Annotated in this window: 14 protein-coding genes and 2 tRNA genes; 8 read left to right on the top strand and 8 right to left on the bottom strand. The window is 69.6% G+C overall.

Features of this window, described 5'->3' with window-relative positions; genetic code table 11:
- The first annotated feature begins 1 nt into the window (after position 1).
- The 3 genes from LTH96_RS09270 to LTH96_RS09260 all read left to right on the top strand — a co-directional run bounded on the left by LTH96_RS09270 (position 2) and on the right by LTH96_RS09260 (position 2,578).
- Positions 2 to 2,191 carry a DEAD/DEAH box helicase gene (locus LTH96_RS09270; protein WP_241465432.1) on the top strand — a complete coding sequence of 730 codons (2,190 nt, stop codon included), beginning with the start codon at positions 2 to 4 and terminating at the stop codon, positions 2,189 to 2,191.
- A gap of 142 nt (positions 2,192 to 2,333) precedes the next feature.
- Positions 2,334 to 2,405: transfer RNA gene (locus tag LTH96_RS09265), tRNA-Thr, on the top strand.
- A gap of 99 nt (positions 2,406 to 2,504) precedes the next feature.
- Positions 2,505 to 2,578: transfer RNA gene (locus LTH96_RS09260), tRNA-Met, on the top strand.
- Between the two features lie 201 nt (positions 2,579 to 2,779).
- Here the strand turns inward: LTH96_RS09260 and LTH96_RS09255 are convergent.
- Complete coding sequence (locus LTH96_RS09255) at positions 2,780 to 4,345, bottom strand: alpha/beta fold hydrolase (protein WP_241465431.1); 1,566 nt, start codon at positions 4,343 to 4,345, stop codon at positions 2,780 to 2,782.
- A gap of 182 nt (positions 4,346 to 4,527) precedes the next feature.
- On the opposite strand from LTH96_RS09255, the gene LTH96_RS09250 reads away from it, so the two are divergent.
- Together LTH96_RS09250 and LTH96_RS09245 are read left to right on the top strand one after the other, a co-directional pair.
- Complete coding sequence (locus tag LTH96_RS09250; protein ID WP_241465430.1) at positions 4,528 to 4,815, top strand: hypothetical protein; 288 nt, start codon at positions 4,528 to 4,530, stop codon at positions 4,813 to 4,815.
- Positions 4,766 to 5,251 carry a serine hydrolase domain-containing protein gene (locus tag LTH96_RS09245; protein ID WP_241465429.1) on the top strand — a complete coding sequence of 162 codons (486 nt, stop codon included), beginning with the start codon at positions 4,766 to 4,768 and terminating at the stop codon, positions 5,249 to 5,251. The genes LTH96_RS09250 and LTH96_RS09245 overlap by 50 nt, the downstream gene beginning before the upstream one ends.
- A 316-nt stretch (positions 5,252 to 5,567) precedes the next feature.
- Here LTH96_RS09245 and LTH96_RS09240 read toward each other — a convergent pair whose 3' ends face one another.
- The 4 genes from LTH96_RS09240 to nirD form a co-directional block, all read right to left on the bottom strand.
- On the bottom strand, positions 5,568 to 6,224 hold the full coding sequence (locus LTH96_RS09240) for a TMEM175 family protein (protein ID WP_241465428.1): 657 nt from the start codon (positions 6,222 to 6,224) through the stop codon (positions 5,568 to 5,570).
- Positions 6,225 to 6,444: 220 nt separating this feature from the next.
- Positions 6,445 to 8,598: a DEAD/DEAH box helicase gene (locus tag LTH96_RS09235; RefSeq protein WP_241465427.1), complete on the bottom strand. Its 2,154-nt coding sequence runs from the start codon at positions 8,596 to 8,598 to the stop codon at positions 6,445 to 6,447.
- Between the two features lie 533 nt (positions 8,599 to 9,131).
- Positions 9,132 to 9,893 carry a sirohydrochlorin chelatase gene (locus LTH96_RS09230; protein ID WP_241465426.1) on the bottom strand — a complete coding sequence of 254 codons (762 nt, stop codon included), beginning with the start codon at positions 9,891 to 9,893 and terminating at the stop codon, positions 9,132 to 9,134.
- Between the two features lie 10 nt (positions 9,894 to 9,903).
- Complete coding sequence (gene nirD / locus LTH96_RS09225) at positions 9,904 to 10,287, bottom strand: nitrite reductase small subunit NirD (protein WP_241465425.1); 384 nt, start codon at positions 10,285 to 10,287, stop codon at positions 9,904 to 9,906.
- Between the two features lie 260 nt (positions 10,288 to 10,547).
- Between nirD and nirB the strand changes: the two genes are divergently transcribed.
- The 3 genes from nirB to LTH96_RS09210 are packed head-to-tail and all read left to right on the top strand — an operon-like array spanning position 10,548 to position 15,306.
- Positions 10,548 to 13,301, top strand: a complete 2,754-nt coding sequence (nirB, locus tag LTH96_RS09220) for a nitrite reductase large subunit NirB (protein WP_241465424.1) — start codon at positions 10,548 to 10,550, stop codon at positions 13,299 to 13,301.
- Positions 13,298 to 14,113 (top strand): uroporphyrinogen-III C-methyltransferase, encoded by an 816-nt coding sequence (gene cobA / locus LTH96_RS09215; RefSeq protein WP_241465423.1) that lies wholly within the window; start codon positions 13,298 to 13,300, stop codon positions 14,111 to 14,113. Before nirB ends, cobA begins: the two co-directional genes overlap by 4 nt.
- Complete coding sequence (locus tag LTH96_RS09210; RefSeq protein WP_241465422.1) at positions 14,113 to 15,306, top strand: uroporphyrinogen-III synthase; 1,194 nt, start codon at positions 14,113 to 14,115, stop codon at positions 15,304 to 15,306. The genes cobA and LTH96_RS09210 overlap by 1 nt, the downstream gene beginning before the upstream one ends.
- A gap of 107 nt (positions 15,307 to 15,413) precedes the next feature.
- Here the strand turns inward: LTH96_RS09210 and LTH96_RS09205 are convergent, their stop codons facing one another.
- The 3 genes from LTH96_RS09205 to LTH96_RS09195 are packed head-to-tail and all read right to left on the bottom strand — an operon-like array spanning position 15,414 to position 20,646.
- A complete protein-coding gene (locus LTH96_RS09205; RefSeq protein ID WP_241465421.1) occupies positions 15,414 to 16,946 on the bottom strand; it encodes an FAD-dependent oxidoreductase in 1,533 nt (510 codons plus the stop codon).
- Positions 16,943 to 19,228 (bottom strand): molybdopterin oxidoreductase family protein, encoded by a 2,286-nt coding sequence (locus LTH96_RS09200; protein ID WP_241465420.1) that lies wholly within the window; start codon positions 19,226 to 19,228, stop codon positions 16,943 to 16,945. Before LTH96_RS09200 ends, LTH96_RS09205 begins: the two co-directional genes overlap by 4 nt.
- Positions 19,228 to 20,646, bottom strand: coding sequence for an MFS transporter (locus LTH96_RS09195; protein WP_241465419.1), 1,419 nt, complete (start codon positions 20,644 to 20,646; stop codon positions 19,228 to 19,230). Before LTH96_RS09195 ends, LTH96_RS09200 begins: the two co-directional genes overlap by 1 nt.
- Positions 20,647 to 20,755 lie beyond the last annotated feature (109 nt).

The raw sequence follows: 20,755 nt of genomic DNA, 5'->3' as shown, positions 1-20,755 counted from the left end.
CATGACGATCCAGGACCACAACTCCGCAGAGCCCACCCCGGGCGACGCCGAGACCGCAGCTGCGGCGCAGACCGCAGCCACCACGGAGTCAGGCGCGACGCAGACGCCGGAGACTGCCACCCCTTCTGAGACCGAGGCTCCCGCCGAGGCTGCACAGGTTGGGACCGAAGCAGCCCCGACCGCCGAGGCCGAGAACACCACCGAGGCCGTTCCGGCCGTCGAGGCCGCTCCCGCAGCTGCCGCGGCACCGGTCGTCGAGTCCGCCCCGGTCGCTGAGGCACCGGTCGAGTCCGCCCCCGCCGCTGAGGCACCTGTTGCCGAAGCCTCTGCAGAGGCGGCCCCCAAGGCCGTTGAAGAGCCCACGGGCCCGAAGTTCTCCGAGCTGGGCCTGGATCCCCGGGTGCTGCAGTCGGTGACCAAGCTCGGCTACGAGACCCCGTCCCCGATCCAGGCGCAGACCATCCCGCTGCTGAGCGAGGGCCGCGACGTCGTCGGTCTGGCCCAGACCGGCACCGGCAAGACTGCGGCCTTCGCGCTGCCGGCGCTGTCCCATATGGCTCGCGCGAACGACGCCGGAGAGCTGGGCAACTCGCCCTCGACTCTGGTGCTCGCCCCCACTCGTGAACTCGCCATCCAGGTCGCCGAGGCGTTCGCCACCTACGCGCAGGGCGTCCCCGGCATCACCGTGCTGCCGATCTACGGCGGCTCCCCCTACGGCCCGCAGCTCGAGGGCCTGCGCCGCGGCGCCCACGTCGTCGTCGGCACTCCCGGTCGCGTCATCGACCACATGACCCGCGGTTCGCTGAACCTCTCCACGATCAAGCACCTGGTGCTCGATGAGGCTGACGAGATGCTGCGCATGGGCTTCGCCGAGGAGGTGGACCAGATTCTGGCCCGCACCCCGAAGACCAAACAGGTCGCACTGTTCTCCGCCACGATGCCCAAGGCGATCCGCCGGATCTCCGCGGACTACCTCAATGATCCGGTCGAGGTCTCGGTCAAGTCCAAGACCTCCACCGGCACCAACACCCGCCAGCGCTTCGTGCTGATCAAGCACTCGGCCAAGAACGAGGCGCTGACCCGCATCCTCGAGACCGAGCCGCACGATGCCGCGATCGTCTTCGTGCGCACCCGCTCGGCCACCGAAGAGGTCTCGAACAAGCTCGCCGCCCGCGGCTTCCGCACCGCAGCGATCAACGGTGACATCCCGCAGAACCTGCGCGAGAAGACCGTGGAGAACCTCAAGTCCGGCCGCATCGACGTGCTCGTCGCCACCGACGTCGCCGCCCGCGGTCTCGACGTCGAGCGCATCACCCACGTCTTCAACTACGACATCCCGCTGGACACCGAGTCCTACGTGCACCGCATCGGCCGCACCGGCCGCGCGGGTCGCTCCGGCGACGCCGTCCTGTTCGTGACTCCCCGCGAGAAGCGCATGCTGCGGTCCATCGAGAAGGCCACCCGCCAGCCGGTCGAGCAGATGTCCATGCCGACCATCGCGGATGTGAACTCCTCGCGGCTCGATCGCTTCTCGGAGCGGATCACCGAGACCCTGGCCTCGGAAGAGCTCGAGGAGTACCGCGGACTCGTGGCCTCCTACACCCAGGAGCACAACACTCCCGCCGAAGACGTGGCAGCCGCACTGGTCGCCATGGTCCACGACGGACGGCCGCTGCTGCTCGACGAGAAGCGCGACGACGAGCTCGTCCGTGAATCCAAGCGTGAGGTCGGCGAGGACCGTGCAGGCGGCGATCGCCCGGATCGCGGCCAGCGTGAGCGCGGACCGCGCACCGCCGGTCCCGGCAACGCGATGTACAAGATCGCTGTCGGCCGTCGCAACGGCGTGAACCCAGGACACATCGTCGGCGCCATCGCCAACGAGGCTGGGCTCAGCGCCCGCGAGATCGGCGGCATCGACATCCGCCCCACGCACTCCCTCGTGGAGCTGCCTGAGAAGCTCTCCTCCGAGCAGTGGGCCGCCCTGGCGAAGACCCGCATCGGCGGGGAGCTGCTGAAGATGGAGCGCGACACCGGCGCTCCCTCCGGCGGCACCGAGTCCCGCGGCGGCTCCGGCGAGTCTCGCGGCAGCTATGCCGGCAAGCGTGAGGGCGGCTCGAGCGATCGAGGCGGCCGCGCAGGATCCGGCGACAGCCGATTCGGCAACAAGGATCGCAAGCCGCGCTGGAAGTGAATCGTCCCCCTGAAAAGGGGTTCGGACTTCGCCGCCGCAGGTCCCGATCTGCGGCGGCGGAGACACCCGGTCAGGGGAGAGGCAGCTCACCTCTGACCGATTTTTGAACGGTGCTGAACTGGTGGTAGAGTTCAGTGCTGTTGCCCCAATAGCTCAGTGGTAGAGCGCAGTCTTGGTAAGACTGAGGTCGCGGGATCGATTCCCGCTTGGGGCTCTGATTGGGAGCCCGCGCAGCGCAGCACATTGCGCGGCGCGGGTCTTTCTCATTCAAGCCGATTCTCCTCCTCCCTGGCGGGGTGGAGGGTCGGGGTATGGCGGTGTAGCTCAGCTGGTTAGAGCGCACGACTCATAATCGTGAGGTCGGGGGATCGAGCCCCCCCACCGCTACCGAGAACGCCGCACAGGCGACCTGCATGTCGGGCCCCTACGCTTCACTGCGTGGGGGCCCGACGTGCATCCGCTGGCGTCAGCGAGGGGTTGAGCAACGAATATGCGAACTGCCCGTGCGCGCCAGTCCGCTCCGCCGTGGACCCGTGGGAAGACCTCCAGCCGGACCGTCTCAGCGTCTACCCGGGAGTTCAAGACCCTTCAGCGGTACGTGGCGGTCTCGGTCAGGACCTGTCGGAGAAGCGCTGCATAGTCGTCTGGCCGCTCGAAGGAGGCCCGGTGGCTGGATGCGGGCAGCTCCACCCACGTCTTGGCGGGGGCCTCCAGCTGTTCGAACCATTCTCGGGCCGGCTCGACCCGGCCGCGTGCTTCGTGCTCACCCATGACGACGTAGACCGGGACGTCGAGACGTGGTGCCTCGTCGCGCAGGTCCACGTCCTGCAGCTGTGGGTACAGCAGGGAGTACGTGTCGAGCAGGCCGCGGATCGCGTTCACCTGGTCCATGAAGGTGTTCTCCGGCACCCAGATGGTCGCGGTCATCTCGGTCGAACCGTCGAACTCCGGGTAGGAGTAGATGGTTCGCTCCGTACCGACGATCGCTGTGTAGTCGAGCATGTCCGAATACGGCGGCGGACCCTGCGCGATCAGCTGCGCCTCGAGCTCCTCATCCTCTGTCGCGCTCGCCAGCTCCAGGCTCTCGTCATAGAAGATCTGGTCGGTCTCGCGGAGATCGACCATCTGCCCGGTGCCCACGAAGGCCCGATATCGCTCCGGGTGCTGCTGTACGGCCAGCACTCCTGGGAGCGTGCCCCACGACTGGCCGGTGAGGATGATCCGATCCTGGGCGAACCGCTCGCGCAGATGCTCGGTCACCTCGAGCGTGTCATCCACCACCCGTTGCAGCGTCATGTCCTCGACCGGGTCGATCGCGGAGTACGACTTGCCGGTCCCCGGCTGGTCCCAGGTGACCACGACGAAGTCCTCTTCCAGCGACGGGTCCAGCCGCATGGCCCCCAGGTCTGTGCCCCCCGGCCCGCCGGCGAGGTGAAGCAGGACAGGGTCCTCCACGTCTGAGCCGCGGATCATCAGGGTCTGGTCTGACCCATTGACCGACACGGTGACGAGCTCGGCGATGCTCCCCTCCACGGGTTCACCGGTGGCGTCGAGGACCGGGGCCGTTGACGCGGGACGGGCGGCCAGGGCCGCCAGCACCAGGACCGTCACACCGGCCAGCAGCACCCCCGACCAGCCCCACCTGGTCATCCGGGTCGGACCACCTGTCCTCCGGCGGGCCGCGACCTCGACGCCGAGACGACAGCCCAGGATCATGGGCACCAGGACCAGCAGCCCGTGCACGCCCCGCCCGGCCAGGAAGCCGAGGACCGCGATGAGGGAGTCGAGGCGGATCTCGTCGACGGTGGCACCGGCCGTGCCGAGGCGGGCCACCTCGAAGACGGTCAGGAAGACCACGGGGGTCAGCAGCATGCTCCACCGGCTGCGCAGCAGGGCTCCCGCGAGCACGCCGACTGTGAGCGCGCCGAGCATCGACCACAGCACCTCGCCGGCGTTCAGCGGGCCGCGGGGGGTTGCCCAGGCGGCAATCAGTCCGGCGCCGCCGGCCACGAGCACCGCCAGGACCACCGACACAGTGATCGACGGCTGGCCGTCCCGGACACCACGAGCCGACGGGCTGGAGCCGCCGACGCCTGAGGTGGCCTGGGGCCTACGCTGCCGTTTCGGCCCCTCGGCGGCGCGCGTGTCACTCATGGCAGTCCTCCATCTGCGCGCCCCGCATCCGGGACGACTCGACTGACACGACCACCGTACGACGGTGCACAGACGACCACCAGGGGCCGATGCCCGACCAGAAGTGACCAAAGGTCCTGTCCTGCGGGCCGGGACGAGGCGCATGCTGAGCTCGGCTGCAGGGGACCCACTGCTGCAGACCCATGGTTCCATCTGGAGGTCCAGGCGACGGCGACCCCCGCGCCGCCGATCGTGGCGGCTGCCGCAACCTGCTGACCACCCAGTACGGCACCTTCTTCACCCTCTTCGCCGACGACCACCGTGCGGAGAACTTCAGGTCGATGGACCGGATCTTTCCTGCCACCGGTGTCACCGCCACAGACGACACCTGGGCGTTCGATCGCGCCGAGCAGTCTCTGCCCTCGACCTATCGGTTCGAGGGTGAGGACCACGCCATGGGCGCCAGACGGCCACATCTCCAGCCTGGATGACGAGGTCACCGACTACGTCCCACAGCTGACCGGCAGCGGCTACGACGGCGTCACCATCCGCCACCTGTTCACGATGTCCAGCGGAGTCGAGTTCGACGAGGACTACGACTCGCCGCTTGCGGACGTCAACATGATCTTCATCCGTGCGTTCGCTCTCGAAGAGCCCATGCTCGACCATTACGCCAACCTCGAGCGGGAACGGCCGCCCGGCACTTCCACAACTACGTCAGCTCCGACACGGGGGTCCTGGCCGAGGTCCTCAGCAACGCCACCGGCACCTCGGTCGAGGGACTACCTGCGCCTGGGGCGCCTCTACCTCAACGAGGGGAGGCGCGACGGGCAGCAGGTGCTGCCCGTCGGATGGGTTGAGGCCTCCACGACGCCAGAGGCCCCTCACCTGCAGGGGCCAATACATCTGCGTCAACCCCGCCCGTGAGGTGGTGATCGTCAAGTCGAGCACTGACCATCACTTCGATGACAACGACCACGAGACCATCGCGGCGTTCCGCGCCATCGCTGAAGCCGCAGCACCTTGAAGCATGGGTAGACACGGCACGCTTTCAGCTTGGGGCTCACCCTTCGAGTGACCGTGCGATCGCGCATGGGTCATCAGCTTCAGCGTGTGCGACCAGCCAGGAGAATTCACCGCCATCGTGCTCACCTTCGCCGAGCATCGCCAACTATTGGTTGACCCACCGTCGTCTTCTGACGCGGGCCGCTGCGCGATCAGCGCGACCGCCGTAGCCGGTTGATCAACCCCAGACCGCGTAGGCATCTGGAGCTCGCCGGCGCACGAGCGCCTCGGCTGGCCACGTCAGCAACAGCATCACGAGGCCGGCCACAGGCGCCGCGAACGAGACCGCCAGCGCGAGCAGCGTCACGGCCGTGCTCGATCCCCACCCGGCCACCACCCATCGGAACAACCCCTGGGGCATCGGCCGCCACCACGCGTCGACCGCGCCTGCGCGCAGCAGCAGGCCCAGGTGCAGTATCGCGATCAGACTGAGCAGCAGCAGGTACGGCACGACCGTGCCTCGCAGCGTCGGGTCCCGACCGAGCAGGCTCGTCGGGTAGGGCACCAGCGCCACCGCGCCGAGCAGTGCGAGATTGATCGCGATCAGGCCCGGCTCGACGAACCCCAGGACCGCGAAGAACCGGTGGTGCACCCACCAGAAGTTCGCGACGACCGCGAAGCTCACCACGAAAGCGATCAGCTCCGCTCCCTGGCCGGAGACGGCGCCCATGGTGGTGTCGAGTCGTACCCCGGAGGCCTCCATCGTGGAGAACACCAGCAGCGTCATTGCGATCGCGAAGAGCGCGTCGCTGAGGTTGAGCACCCGGGCGAACTCCTGCGAGTCCCGGCCGTAGCGGCGGCGGCGGAGGGCGTCCTCATGGTCGCGGTGCGGCATGACGTGACTCTACGCGCGTCCCGACCGATCTGTCCGTTGCGGATCCCGTGGTCTACCGACTTTGCATTCCGCCGGGTCCCTTGGTGCTGCCTGTAAGCCTCATTCACGAATTCCTGCGGCCAGGGCTGTACCAGCAGCACACCCGAGCAGCCCCAACTCGTCTTCCGGGCCGGACCGTCCGCCCCGCATCCGGGACGACCTCGACTGGGACGACCACCGTTCAGGATGCCTGCGTGCTGTCCCGCTCTCTCAACGCATCCTCGAGGAGCGTGACGAGCGCCTCGAGCTGGATGTCGGCGGAGTCAGGGATATCCTGGTCGGTCCCGTCAAGAGCCCGGGCGGCCAGCCCCGCCTTGCTGTCGATGAGCTCGGCGATCTTCGTGTCGAGGGTCTGCGCGGCGATGATCCGCCACGCCGTGACCGGCTCCTCCTGGCCGATGCGGTGGATGCGGTCGATGGCCTGGGTCTGCTCGGCGTGGGTCCACGACAGTTCCGCGAGCACCATGTTCGAGGCGACCTGCAGGTTGATGCCGACGCCGGCGGCCGTCAGTGAGCACACGGCGACGGCGACGTCCGGGTCGTTGGTGAATGCGTCGATGTGCTTCTGTCGAGCCGATGCCGTCTGGTCGCCGCGGATGGAGGCGTACCGGATGCCTTGCTTGGCGAAGGTCGCCTCAGCGGTGTCCATGACATCGATGTGCTTGGCGAAGAAGACGACCTTGCCGGCGCTGCGGGCGAGCTGCGCGGCGTAGTCGGCCGCGAGGCCGGCCTTCGCCTGGCCGATCCGCCGCGTCATGGTGAACACGTTCTCGTTCGACTTATTCGTCGTCTTGCTCGCCCGCTCCCGCGCGGCGACCTGGCGGACGAGGACGTGGTCGATGCCTTCGACGACGTCGCCTGGCGCCTGTGCCGCCAGCGCGCGCTCATAGCGCGTGAGGAGACGACGGACGAGGCTCTGTTCGGCGGCCCGGATGGACCGCCCGGCCTCGTCGTCGAGCTCGACCGGGACGTCGGCCACGCGGCGGGCGGGCAGGTCTGCGGCCACGTCCACCTTGCGCCGCCGCACGATGCCGCGGTCGATCACGGCTGCGCGCGCGGCGGCGGAGAAGCCGCGGTCGGCCGGTGTCAGACCTATCTGCTCGAGCGCATTCATCAGCTCACCGAGCGGCTTGGTCTCATCGACCCAGCCGAGAAACTGCCAGATCGCCTTGAAGTCCTCGATGTCGTTGATCAGCGGTGTGCCGGTGAGGGCGATGAGCAGCGGGTCGGCGATCCGCGTGCGGATGCGCTCGGAGAGCTGCAGCACGTTCTGGGACCGCTGCGACTTCCGGTTCTTGATGTAGTGCGCCTCGTCGACGACCATCCCGCGCAGACCCAGTTCGCGGAGCCAGCCCGCGTGCCGATCGAGCACCTCATAGTTGACGATGATGATGTCCGCGAAGCCGTCGATCCGCTCCCCGTCGCCGTGGACCACCGTCGCGGGGCGGCTGGGCGTCCACAGCATGGCCTCGCGCGCCCAGTTCATCTTCACGACGTTCGGCACGACGACGAGCAGCGGGTAGGCGTCCGCCGCCTGAGCGGCGAGCAGCGCCTGGGCCGTCTTGCCCAGGCCGGGCTCGTCGGCGAGCAGGAACGTCCGGTGTCCCGCCGCCGCGGCGGCGACCAGCCTTGCCTGGTGCGGCATGAGTTCCAGCCCTTGGGTCGCCCGGCTGGCGGTCGGCTCTGGCAGGTCCATGCACGAGAGTGCGCCGCCGTCGGCGAAGGACCTCATCAGCGGTTCGATGAGCTCCCAGCCGACGAGGCGACGGGGCGCGGCGGTGCGCTTGGCGACGGCGGAGTAGTCAGGTTCGAGGAAAGGGTTCGCGAGCTGGCGAGATGCCACCGAGGCGGGCACCACCCGGCGCTGCGTGTCCGCCTTGGGCTCGGCCGGTTCGGGCTGTCCGGACTGTCCGGGCTGTTCGGCGGGATCTTCCGGCACCTCGATGCCGGCGGACTGGAGGAGCTCGCGGCGCAGCGAGCGCGCACGATCGGAGATGACCGCGTCGTCGGCGAGCAGCCCAAGCAGGGAGGGGTCGCGGGCGGCCGTCGTCGCGAGGATGGTGGCGATGCCGTCGAGGCGCTTGAGCTCTTCGGCGCCCCGGGCCCCCGGTTTCGTCTCCTCCGCCTTGACGCGGGCGCGTTCCTCGCGCATGAGAAGTGCCACGACCTGGAACTTGGTCCGGGTCGAGGGCAGGTCGAGACCGCGCTGCACCGAGGACTCGACCTCGCGGACTACCTTGGCGAGCAGGTGGATGATGCCGCCGTCGTCGTGTTGGCGGGGTCGCCGTCGGGTGCGCGTGCGCGCGACGTTCTTACGCTGGGCTCCTCGAGCCACGGAGTCCTCCTCGAAAGCGATTGGTTCTTCACATCGGCGGGACGGTGTCCGCACCGCACCCGCGGCGGGGTGAGGGACATCCGAGAAGTCTCGGCAGAGACGTCCCGGAGCACAAGCTGGTCCAGCGGATCCGCAAGAGATCGACGCGTCGAACGGGTCCAGCCGCGAGGGCCCCGCCAGCGTACCGCGTGCTGGGCGCCTCTCAGCCCTCGGGAGAGCGTTCACGACGCAGACGACGCCCGGACACCGCCAGGACGTGCGCGTTCCGGCGCTGCCCGTTCGAGCGTATGGATGCCGGCGTGCTGGAGATCCTATTGTGTCACCGTTCTCCGGTCGGGACAGGACAACTGAACGCGCTGACCTCATGCATGACGCCCGCGAAGGCCGAAGAGGGCAGTCCGCTGACTCAGAGGTCACCACTCAGAGGTCACGACGCAGAGCTCTGGACCTCTGCCCCGGGCGGTTCGATGCAGCTCCGCACGACCCCTGCATCTGCTGGTTCATCGGGAGCAGCAGCGCACCGGGTGGACCCGTCAGCGTGCCGCCTGCGAGGCTGTGGTCAGGTCTGCCAGTCCCGCGGCGAACCGGTCGAGGATGATCTCCACCAGCTCCGCCGGTGCCTGCGACGAGTCCTGGGGCAGCAGCGACCGGGTGACCACGTCGGCGCCTGCGCGTTCGAGCAGCTTCTGGAAGTAGCCCGGTGCCAGCAGATAGCTGATCAGCACGACCCGGCCCCGCGCGGTGCTCCGCGCCTGTGCCACTGTGGTCTTCACCGAGGGCTCTGCGAAGGAGAGGTAGGCGTCCTGGACCGGGCGGCCCAGCCGGGCCTGGAGCCGAGCCGCCATGTCCTGACAATCCCGCACGGCCGAGCTGTCCGAGGAGCCCGCTGCTGCGAAGATCAGGGTGTCCCGCGCGGAGTCGACCCCGGCCTGAACCATCCGGCGCAGCAGCAGATCCACCAGCCGGTCATCGGGGCCCAGCGCACCGCCCACGGTCACCGGACGGTCCAGATCGGCGGTGTCCTCCCTGAGGTCCACATTGACGTGGAAGCCGGCGGAGAGCAGCAGGGGCACGACGACGACGGCCATCTCCTCGGGCAGGGAGGCCAGGCTGGCGGGGACGTCAGGCTGCTGCACATCCACGTGCCCGAGCCTGACCGGATCCGCGCATCCCCGCGCGGCGGCGACCTCCTGGACCCGCTGCGCCAGCTGCGCGACCAGGCGCTGTCCCTCAGGATCGGAGGTGCCGTGGGAGACGGCCAGCAACGCGGCAGACGTTTCGACGGCGTGGGTCATCAGAGAAACCTCAGACTTTCACCTCGATGAATCCGGCTTGGACGCGCACCGGATAGGAGTTCAGCTGCAGCGCCTCATCGCTGAGGCACTGACCGGTGGCCAGGTCATAGGGCTGCTTATGGATCGGTGAGGCCAATGTAGGCCGGCCAGCTCTGGACCCGACGATACCGCGAGACATCACATTCGCGCCGGCGCAGGGATCCAGCTGGGACACCGCATGCACCGTCTCGCCCTGCAGCCGGATCAGCGCGATCTGCGTGCCCTGGACCAGAGCGGCCTCGCCCCACATCGGCTCCAGGTCCTCCAAGCGGCACACCCGATGCCAGAAGGGCTCGGTGCCTGGGGCTCCGGCAATGGACGTGGGCGTGTATGCGGTCGTGGTCGCGGTGCTCATCGCCCCAGCCTAGGCAGGAGAAGTTTCGTCCGGAACGCCAGCGTGTAAAGCCCTGATGACGCTGATCTCACCAGCGCTGAGAACAAGATGAGGACCTTGTCATATTGGTGTTACAAACGCGACACCGCTGAGAAATCGCGTGTTCCTAGGCTGGGGCGAACCCTCGACGGTCCGGCGCACCCCTATCGAACACCGAAGACCTCCGCCAGATCGACGTGAAGGCAGATCGCACTCATCGGCTACCGCGAAGGTGAACTCCCATGGACGCAACCCCACACTCGGCCCCGGCCGGGACCGAGCGGCATATCGCCGTCGTCGGAGGCGGCCCCGCCGCCCACCGGCTGACCGAGGCCCTCATCGCCCGGGACCCCGTCGGTCTCCGGATCAGCGTGTTCACCGAGGAAGCGTCGGCCCCCTATGACCGGGTGGCGCTGTCCCGACGCTTCGCGCAGTTCGACGATGAGCTGCTGCTGGGGGACCCGGCGCTCTGGGCCGATCCCCGGGTCCAGCTGCACACCGCCACCGCGGTGACCCAGGTTGACGCGCAGGCCCAGACGCTGCGCACGGCGGCCGGTGAGGTGTTCGGCTTCGACGAGCTGGTGCTCGCCACCGGATCCTCCGCGCCCAGGCCACCGATCGAGGGCAGCGAGCACATCGCGGTCTACCGAACCCTGGACGACGTCGACTGGCTCCGGCAGCGCGCCGCCGAGCTCAGCGCCGAGCTGGGCCGTCCGGCCCGCTGCGCGGTGATCGGCGGCGGCCTGCTCGGCCTGGAGGCGGCTGGCGGGCTCAAGGGCCTCGGTGCCGAGGTCACGGTGGTGCATTCCCGCCCCTGGCTGATGAACGCCCAGGTGGACGAGTTCGGCGGCCGCACCCTGAACCGGCTGCTTCAGCAGGAGGGCTACCGGCTCCAACTCGGCCACCGGCCCACCCGGATGGCCGTGGACCCAGAGGCAGGACCAGAGCAGAGCCGCTATACGCTGGAGTTCGCGCAGGGCCCCGACCTGCCCGCGGACCTGGTCGTCGCCGCCATCGGCATCACCGCCCGCGACGAGCTCGCCGCTGCGGCAGGAATCGACTGCGCCGAGCGCGGAGGCGTGGTCATCGACGAGACCTGTGCCACCTCGGCGTCGAAGATCTGGGCCATCGGAGAGGTCGCGAGCTACCAGGGCATCTCCATGGGCCTGGTCGCTCCGGCCAATGCGATGGCCGAGGTGGTCGCGGACCGGCTCAGCGGGGGAGCAGCCTCGTTCGTCGGGTTCGACACCGCCGCGAAGCTCAAGCTCGCCGGCATGGACGTGGCCTCCTTCGGAGACGCCTTCGCCGAGACCCCCGGCGCGCTCGAGGTCGTCTACGCCGACGCCGTCGGCGGCATCTATCAGAAGATCGTGGTCACCGACGACGCCACCACCCTGCTCGGCGGGGTCTTCGTCGGTGACGCCAGCCCCTATTCCTCGCTGCGCCCGCTGCTGGGCCGTGAGCTGCCGGCCGCCCCCGGCGCGTTCCTCTCCGCCGCCGGTGGCGGAGAGCTGGACCTGGAGCTGCCCGACGACGCCCAGGTCTGCTCCTGCAAGGACATCTGCGCGGGACAGATCCGATCCGCCGTCACCGGCGACGAGACCACCCCCGGCTGCACCGACATGGCCGCGATGAAGAGCTGCACCAGGGTCGGCACCCAGTGCGGCTCCTGCATCCCGATGGCGAAGAAGATCATGGAGAAGCAGATGCTCTCTCTGGGGTTCGACGTCTCCAAGGCGCTCTGCGAGCACTTCGGCCACTCCCGCGCCGAACTCTTCGAAGCCGTGCGGGCCACCCAGCTGATCAGCTTCACCGAGATCGTCGCCCGGTTCGGAACCCCCGCCGACGCGCAGCTCAACCTCGGCTGCGACATCTGCAAACCGGTCGTGGCCTCGATCCTGGCCGCCCAGCACGGCGCCGAGTACATCCTCGAAGCCGGCCGCGGCACGCTGCAGGACACCAATGACCGGGCCCTGGCGAACATGCAGAAGGACGGCACCTACTCGGTGATGCCGCGGATCCCCGGCGGGGAGATCACCCCGCAGAAGCTCAAGGTGATCGCCGAGGTCGCGGCCGACTTCGACCTCTATACGAAGATCTCCGCGGCCCAGCGGGTTGACATGTTCGGCGCCCGGCTGGAGCAGCTGCCGCAGATCTGGCGCCGCCTGGTCGACGCCGGATTCGAATCCGGTCAGGCCTATGGCAAGGCGCTGCGCAACGTGAAGTCCTGCGTGGGCTCCAGCTGGTGCCGCTACGGGGTCCAGGACTCGGTGGCCATGGGCATCCGGCTGGAGAACCGGTACCGCGGACTGCGCTCGCCGCACAAGATGAAGTTCGGCGTCTCCGGATGCGCCCGCGAGTGTGCGGAGGCCCGCGCGAAGGACGTCGGCGTGATCGCCACCAGCGACGGCTGGAACATGTACGTCGGCGGCAACGGCGGGGCCACCCCGGCCCACGGACAGCTGCTGGCCAAGGACCTCGACGACCCGACGCTGCTGCGTTACATCGACCGCTACGTCATGTACTACGTGCGCACCGCAGACCGGCTCCAGCGCACCGCGCGCTGGATCGAGGAGCTGCCCGGGGGCGTCGACCACGTCCATGACGTGGTGGTCAAAGACTCCCTGGGCATCGGAGAAGACCTCGAAGCGGCCATGGCCAGACACGTAGATGGCTACGAGGACGAATGGGCCGCGACGCTGCGCGACCCGGAACGGCTGCGCCGATTCCGCAGCTTCGTCAACGCCCCGGACGCCCCGGACACCGGACTGGCCTACGTGATCGAGCGCGGACAGCGCCGCCCGGCCACCGAACAGGAGAAGCTCGACGCCGCGGCAGGGGAGGGCCCGGTGCTGCTCACCGGGCCGCGCATCCCGGTGCGCGAGGAGATGGCCCGAGAAGACGCCGCCCGGGCAGGCGCGCATCAGGAGCCGGGGGAGGCCCGCCCGGGCGCCCCCGTCCCCAACAACCTGGCAGCCGCGGAGGGAAGGTCATGATGGTTCTGGGAGAGGTGACACTGATCGGAGGCGGCCCTGGAGCCGCCGACCTGATGACCGTGCGAGCCCGTGACGCGTTGGCGATCGCCGACGTCGTCTTCTACGATCGGCTCGCGCCCACCGAGGGTCTGCGCGAGTGGGCCCCGGCGGCCGAGCTCTACGACGTCGGCAAGCGTCCCGGACATCACCGGGTCGCCCAGGAGGACATCCAGGCGATGATGACCGACGCCGCGCGCAGCGGTCGACGCGTGGTCCGGCTCAAGGGCGGTGACCCGTTCGTCTTCGGACGCGGCTGCGAGGAGGTCGCCGCATGCCGTGACGCCGGCATCCCGGTGACGGTGGTCCCGGGGATCACCTCGGCGATCGCCGTGCCCGCCGCGGCAGGGATCCCGGTCACCGCCCGCAACGTCTCGAAGTCCTTCACCGTGATCTCCGGACACGACCCGCTCAGCGAGCAGGAGCTCTCCGGCCTGGCCGCTCTGGGCGGCACCGCGGTGATCCTGATGGGTGTGGGCACGCTGGGACACACCATGGCCGGGCTGCAGCGCCACGGGCTCGCCGGAGAGACCCCGGTGGGGATCGTGGAGCGCGGCTTCAGCGCCGACCAGCGGGTGCTCATCGCCCCGCTCGGCGAGATCCTCGGGGTCGCGGCCGAAGCCAGGCTGCGCTCGCCGGCAGTGCTGGTGATCGGGGAGGTGGTCCGGCTGGCGGCGACTGAGCCCTGCTCCGGCGAGGCCCGCAGCGACACCGACTCCTCTCCGGCGGTCGCCGGGGAACAGGTCATCCGCGCCATGGCCGGGGCGGTGCTCTGATGACCGCAATCACCTCCTCCGACGCCCCTCTCCCCGCCGGCGGCAATGGCGGGTCTGCCGTCAGGACTGCGCCCGAGACCGCTTCGGCGGTGCCGCAGACCTTGGCGGGCTTCCGGATCGGGGTCACCTCAGACAGACGCAGCGAGGACCTCATCTGCGCGTTTCAGCGGCGCGGGGCCGAAGTCATGCACGCCCCTGCGCTGCGGATCGTCGCGCTGACCGAATCTGTGACCCTGCAGCAGGACACCCGCCGGGTGATCGACGCGGCACCGGACTTCGCGGTCATCACCACCGCCTACGGGATGCGCCGCTGGTTCGAGGCCGCGGACGCCTATGGTCTGGGCGCGGAGCTCTTCGACGCCCTGGAGCAGGCGACCATCCTGGTGCGCGGTCCCAAGGCGCGCGGTGCGGTGCGGGCTGCGGGCCTCGATGACGACGGCTCCGCCGAGGACGAGCGCACCGCGACCGTGGTGGACATGCTGCTGACCCGTGACGTGAGGGACAAGACCGTGGCGCTGCAGCAGCACGGGGCCAGTGATGATTCGCAGATCCACCGGCTCCAGGCGGCTGGCGCCAGGGTGGTCACCGTGCTGCCCTATACCTGGACCAGGCCCGATGAAGACTCGGACCTGCTGCGCATGATCGACGCGGTGATCGAACGACAGCTCGACCTGATCACCTTCACCGCAGCCCCTGCAGTGGAGGCGTTCCTCTCGGTGGCCCGTCAGTACGGAAGGTCGGAGGCGCTGGTCGCAGCGCTGCGCGGCGACGTGGTCTCGGTGGCCGTGGGCGCTGTGACCGCAGGACCCCTCTACGATGCGGGGCTCAGCCCGATCATCCCCTCGCGCTGGCGCCTGGGCGCGATGATCAAGCTGGTCTGTGACCACCTCGAGGAACATCAGACGCTGCGCATCACCACCCGGCACGGACCTGTCGAGATGCGCGGCTCCGAGGTGCGCCTCCCCCAGCTCACCGACCAGGCGGTGCGTCTGCCGCCGGGGCCGTTGTCGCTGATGCGGGCGCTGGTCAAGGCCGAGGGGGCGGTGCTCTCCCGGGAGCATCTGATGCAGGTGCTGGTCCAGTGCGATTCCGAGCATGCCCTGGAGATGTGGGTCTCCCGGCTGCGCAAATCGCTGCCGGTCAGCGGTCTGGTGAGCACCGTGGTCAAGCGCGGGTACCGGCTCGCGGTCTGACCCTGCTCGCCGTCTCACCGGGCTCACCGCCTGACCAGGCTCACTGCCTGACCAGGCTCACTGTCCGACCTCGCACATTGCTCGACCTGGTTCTCCGCGCGCTCCGCTCAGGCGTGCACCGCCGTCGGGAGCTGCCTGGCCTCGGCGCTGAGCAGCTTCTCGATGCGCACATGACAGGTGCCGCAGCCGGTGCCGGCGCGGCAGGCCGCCCCGACCTCCGCCACGGTGGATGAGCAGGCGGCCGCGTCCTGCACCTGGGCGAGGGTGGTGCCGGCGCACCGGCACAGCACGTCCTGCGCGCCGAGCTGCGCCTCGCGGGTGGCGTGCTCGGCCGCCAGCAGCGCGGTGCGGTCGGTCACCGGGATGGTGCCTCGTCCGGCATGCATGGCCAGTTCAGCGGCCGAGCGCGGCATCCCGACCGCGACGAAGCCGAGCAGCCGGTCCTCATCCGAGACGATGCGCAGGTATTGACCGCCCTTCGGATCTGACCAGGTGGAGACGGTGGGCGAGTCGGGATCCCAGGGGTCCACATCGGTGGTTCCGGCGCAGGCGACGTTGAGCGTGTGGGACTTCAACAGGATCACGTCCAGGCCCTTGTGGGCCGTCAGGTGCACCGGGGCTCCGGCGGCATCGCGCTCGATGATCTGCTCCAGCCCGAGGTCCCCACGCAGGGCCTGTGCGACGGTCGCAGCGTGCTCCCACCCCGGCGCGATCAGTCCCGCGGAGACCTTCCCATCCACGGTGGCGCAGTCACCGATCGCGTAGATCAGTGGGTCGGTCACGCTGCGGCACGCCTGGTCGGTCAGCACTCCCCAGCGGGTGGGCAGTCCGGAGGCGGCGGCCAGCTGGTCCCGCGCGCGGACTCCGGTGCAGGTGACCAGCAACGAGCCGGGCAGCTTCTCGCCCAGAGAGGTGCGCACCCCAGACAGGCGGCCTGATTCAGCGATCACGGTGGTGATGTCCGCCGCCGCCCGCACCTGGACCCCGGCACGGATCAGCTCGCGGCGCAGCAGCATCCCGGCATCGGTGTCGATCTGCCGGTTCATCGGCACATTGCCTCGGTGCACCAGGGTCACCGGGGCCCCGACCTCGGCGATGGCCAGCGCCGCCTCCACGCCGAGCACGCCCCCACCGAGCACGATGACCGGTTCGCCGCGGTGCACGACCTCGGCCAGCCGCAGCGCATCACCCATCTCGCGCAGGGCGAGGATCCCCTCCGGCAGTCCGGGGGACTTCAGCTCCGCGTCGATGGCACCGCCGCGGCGAGACTCCACCTCGAAGCTGGGCGTCATCGGTTCCGCGCCGGTGGCCAGCACCAGCCGGTCGTAGGAGAGCGTGCCGCCGTCATCGAGCGTGACCCGCTGAGTCTCTCGGTCGATACCGGTGGCGGTCACCGCGGTGCGCACGTCGACGCCGGCCTCGCGAAGCGCGCGCGGGTCGGTCACGGCGAGGTCGGCGGGCTGGATGCGGCCCACCGAGACGTCCCCGATGCGGATGCGCTGGTAGGCCGGCTCGGTCTCGGCGCCGATCACGGTCAGCCGGAGCGTACCGATCGTGACCTCCTCGAGAAGCTCATCGATCAGCCGGGCGGCGACCGGACCGAAGCCGAGCACCAGCACGTGCGGGATCGGGTGAGTCATGCGGCTGCCTCCGTGGAAGTGGCGGGACGGATTCGGACCGGGGTGTTCTTGAATTCCGGCATCTTCGAATGCGGGTCGGTCAGGCCCCGGGTGAGCAGGTTGGCGGCGCTGCGGCCGGAGAAATGGAAGGGCGAGAAGAGGGTGTCCGCGCGGATCCCGGCGTCGAAGACGACCTTCGCGGTCAGCGCGCCCTGCGCGTTCTCCACCACCGCGAAGCCGTCCTCGGCCAACCCGAACTGGCGCGCCGTGGCCGGGTGGATCTGCACCGTCACCTGCGGGTGTGCGGCGTCCAGGGCCGGCACCCGCCGGGTCTGGTTGCCCGACTGATAGTGCTCCATCAGCCGTCCGGTGGTGAAGGTGAGCTCCTCGGCGTGCGGTGCCGCCTGGGCGCGTGGCCGGATCGCGCGCAGCGTCGCCCGGCCATCGGCGTGGGCGAAGCGGGCGGTGAACATCCGCGGAGTCCCGATGATCGGCTCCCCGGTGCTGGTGCGCTCTGGCCCGGCCGCATTGCCAGCACCGGCCGCACTGCCAGCACCGGCGGCATGTGCACGCTCCGCGGCCGGCTCCGCGGCTGCCGGGTGCGGCCAGTAGCCGGCGTGTCCGGCGTCCAACAGCTCCCAGCTCATCGCGGAGTAGTCCGCAGTCGCCCCCGCGGTGGCCCGACGGATCTCCTCGAAGACCTCCGCCGGATCGGTGGAGAAGCCGGTGGGCACGCCGAGACGCCGGGCCAGCTCCGCGAAGATCCACAGCTCCGAGCGGCACCCCGACGGCGGCTCCAGGGCCCGACGACGGCGCAGCAGCCGCCCCTCCAGGCTGGTCATGGTGCCGTCCTCCTCGGCCCACTGCAGCACCGGAAGCACGACGTCGGCCTCGGCGGCCGTCTCGGAGAGGAAGAAGTCGGCCACCACGAGCAGGTCCAGGGCCCGCAGATTCTTAAGCACCCGGGAGGTGTCGGGCGCCGAGACGGCCACATTGGAGCCATGGACCAGCAGCGCACGGATCCCGTCCGGGCCCTGATCAGTCCGGGTGCCCATGGTGTGCAGCAGCTGCGTGGCCGGGACCCCGGGGCCTGGGATCGATTCCGGCGCCACGCCCCAGACCTCGGCGATGTGCGCCCGGTCGGTGGGGGAGCTGATCGAGCGCAGCCCCGGGAGCTGGTCCGACTTCTGCCCCATCTCCCGGCCGCCCTGCCCGTTGCCCTGTCCGGTCAGGGTGCCGTAGCCTCCACGGGCGCCGGGCAGCCCGAGGACCAGCGCCAGGCTGATCGCGGCCCGTGCGGTGTCGGTGCCGTCGCGGTGCTGCTCCACGCCGCGTCCGGTGAGGATGAAGACCGGATCGCCGCCGTCGCGGGCGCTCACGGCCGCGGATCCCAGCCGACGGGCGATGAGGCGGATCTGGTCCGCGCCGACTCCGGTGGCGGCCTGAGCCCGCTCGGGCCACCAGGCGGCCGCGGACCGGCGGAAGTCCTCGGTGCCGCTGACCCGGTCCGCCAGATAGCGCTGATCGGTGTAACCCTCCTCGAAGAGCACGTTGGCCAGGGCCAGCAGCAGCACCAGGTCCCCGCCGGAGGTCGGAGCCACATGGAACCCGGCGCCGTCGGCGGTGAGCTCGGCGGTGGAGCTGCGCCGCGGGTCCACCACGATCAGACCACCCTTGGATCGAGCACCCTCCAGGTGCTGCACGAAGGGTGGCATGGTGTCGGCCACGTTGGAGCCCAGCAGCAGGACGGTGCAGGCGGCATCGAGGTCCGTGAGCGGGAACGGAAGCCCGCGGTCCAGTCCGAAGACCTCTGTGGAGGCCTTCGCCGCCGAGGACATGCAGAACCTGCCGTTGTAGTCGATCTGCGAGGTTCCCAGCGCGACCCTGGCGAACTTCCCCAGCGCGTAGGTCTTCTCATTGGTCAGGCTGCCGGAGCCGAACACCCCGACCGCGTCTGGGCCGTGGGTGGCCTGGATGCTGCGCAGCCGCTCCGCGATATGGTCCAGCGCCTCCTCCCAGGAGGCCGCGCGGAAGCTGCGCTCGCCGTCGTCGTCGGTCTCGGCGATCAGGGGGGAGCGGAGCCGGTCGCTGCGTGGGCCGAGCAGCTCCGCGGCGGTGCTGCCCTTCCGGCACAGCCGCCCCCGGTTGGTCGGGAACCGGGCACCTTCCACCGTGATGCCCGGCGGGGTCTGCTCCGTCTCGGCGCTGCTCGGTCTCTCGGGGATCCGCAGCGTCATGGCGCATTGCAGCGCGCAGTACGGGCAGTGGGTGTTCACCTCGCGGGTGGTCTGGGGTGCCGGCATCAGACGTTGGCGCGGGCGAAGACGGTGCCGGGGCGCATGTAGACCAGCCAGGTGAGCCCGGCCAGGGCGACGTAGCCGGTGGCGAAGACCCAGAAGGCGATGTCGAAGGAGCCGGTGGACTCATTGGACACCCGCAGGATCTGCGGAATCGCAAAGCCGCCGTAGGCGCCGATCGCGCCGATCAGACCCAGCGCGGAGGAGGCCTTGCGCTCGTGTCCGACCCGGTCGGCAGGGTCCACCGAGAGCCTGAAGACCACCGGGATCATCCGGTAGCTGGACCCGTTCGCGACCCCGGTGAGGGTGAACAGGGCCAGGAACAGCAGCAGGTAGATCCAGAAGTTGGCCATCGAGAGCGTCAGCACGACGGCGGCGGTGACCCCGGCCATCGCCAGGAAGCTGGTGATGGTCACCCGGGCGCCGCCGATCCGGTCGGCGAGCCTGCCTCCGCAGGGCCGGGCCAGCGAGCCGACCAGGGGACCGAGGAAGGCCAGCGAGAGCGCCGCGCCGAGGACCTGGATGCTGGAGAACTCGGGGAACTGGATGTTGATCAGGGTCGGGAAGACCGAGCCGAAGCCCATGAAGGAGCCGAAGGTCCCGATGTAGATCAGCGAGATGATCCACAGGTGCTTCTCCTTCAGCGCCGAGAGCGAGCCTTTGAGGTCGTTCTTGGCGTGAGAGAGGTTGTGCATGTACTTCCGAGCGCCCCAGGAGGCGAGCAGGATGAACGGGATCCAGAACAGCCCGGCGGCCGGCAGGTTCGGCTGCAGCGCGCCGAAGGCGAACGCGGTCACCACGATCGGCACGGTGAACTGGGCGACGGCGACGCCGAGGTTGCCGCCGGCGGCGTTGACTCCCAGCGCCGCGCCCTTCTCCTTGGCCGGGTAGAAGTAGGTGATGTTGGCCATCGAGGAGGAGAAGTTGCCGCCGCCGAACCCAGCGGCCGCGGCGATGGCGAACAGCGCCCAGTTCGGCGTCTCCGGGTTGCCCAGGGTCAGCGCCATGGCGACGGTGGGGATCAGCAGCAGCAGCGCGGAGATGATGGTCCAGTTGCGTCCGCCGATCATCGCCACCATGAAGCTGTAGGGGACCCGCAGGGTCGCCCCGACCAGCGGAGGCAGCGACACCAGCCAGAACTGCTCGGAGGTGGTCAGGTCGAAGCCCACCAGGGGCAGGAATACGACCGTGACCGACCAGAGCTGCCATACGGCGAATCCGAGGAACTCGCAGAACACGCTCCAGATCAGGTTGCGCCGCGCGGTGGGGCGTCCCGGGCCATCCCAGAACTCGGAGTTCTCGGGCTGCCAGTTGGTGATCCAGCGGCCCTCCTCGACGACGAGCCGATCCGTCGGCGCGGCGACATCGGTCTCGGCGGCCGGACTTCTGCGTTGCGCCGCTGTGGCGGAGATCTGGGGGTTCATCGCGATGTCCTGCTTCCTGGCGTCTCGCGGGGCTGGGCCGCGCGGTGACCATTCAGGGTCCGGTGGTGAGGGCTCCACTGTGCCAAGGCCGTGTTTCCGCGAGGGGATC

The organism is Nesterenkonia sp. LB17 (assembly GCF_022565915.1).
GTDB lineage: Bacteria > Actinomycetota > Actinomycetes > Actinomycetales > Micrococcaceae > Nesterenkonia.
This window is presented reverse-complemented; position numbering and strand designations above follow the sequence as displayed.

Bases quoted from the DNA above. Each gene is read 5' to 3' on its own strand.
- LTH96_RS09270 (WP_241465432.1), top strand. From the start codon at position 2: ATGACGATCCAGGACCACAACTCCGCAGAGCCCACCCCGGGCGACGCC.
- LTH96_RS09255 (WP_241465431.1), bottom strand. From the start codon at position 4,345: ATGAGTGACACGCGCGCCGCCGAGGGGCCGAAACGGCAGCGTAGGCCC.
- LTH96_RS09250 (WP_241465430.1), top strand. From the start codon at position 4,528: ATGGTTCCATCTGGAGGTCCAGGCGACGGCGACCCCCGCGCCGCCGAT.
- LTH96_RS09240 (WP_241465428.1), bottom strand. From the start codon at position 6,224: ATGCCGCACCGCGACCATGAGGACGCCCTCCGCCGCCGCCGCTACGGC.
- LTH96_RS09230 (WP_241465426.1), bottom strand. From the start codon at position 9,893: ATGACCCACGCCGTCGAAACGTCTGCCGCGTTGCTGGCCGTCTCCCAC.
- nirD (WP_241465425.1), bottom strand. From the start codon at position 10,287: ATGAGCACCGCGACCACGACCGCATACACGCCCACGTCCATTGCCGGA.
- nirB (WP_241465424.1), top strand. From the start codon at position 10,548: ATGGACGCAACCCCACACTCGGCCCCGGCCGGGACCGAGCGGCATATC.
- cobA (WP_241465423.1), top strand. From the start codon at position 13,298: ATGATGGTTCTGGGAGAGGTGACACTGATCGGAGGCGGCCCTGGAGCC.
- LTH96_RS09210 (WP_241465422.1), top strand. From the start codon at position 14,113: ATGACCGCAATCACCTCCTCCGACGCCCCTCTCCCCGCCGGCGGCAAT.
- LTH96_RS09205 (WP_241465421.1), bottom strand. From the start codon at position 16,946: ATGACTCACCCGATCCCGCACGTGCTGGTGCTCGGCTTCGGTCCGGTC.
- LTH96_RS09200 (WP_241465420.1), bottom strand. From the start codon at position 19,228: ATGCCGGCACCCCAGACCACCCGCGAGGTGAACACCCACTGCCCGTAC.
- LTH96_RS09195 (WP_241465419.1), bottom strand. From the start codon at position 20,646: ATGAACCCCCAGATCTCCGCCACAGCGGCGCAACGCAGAAGTCCGGCC.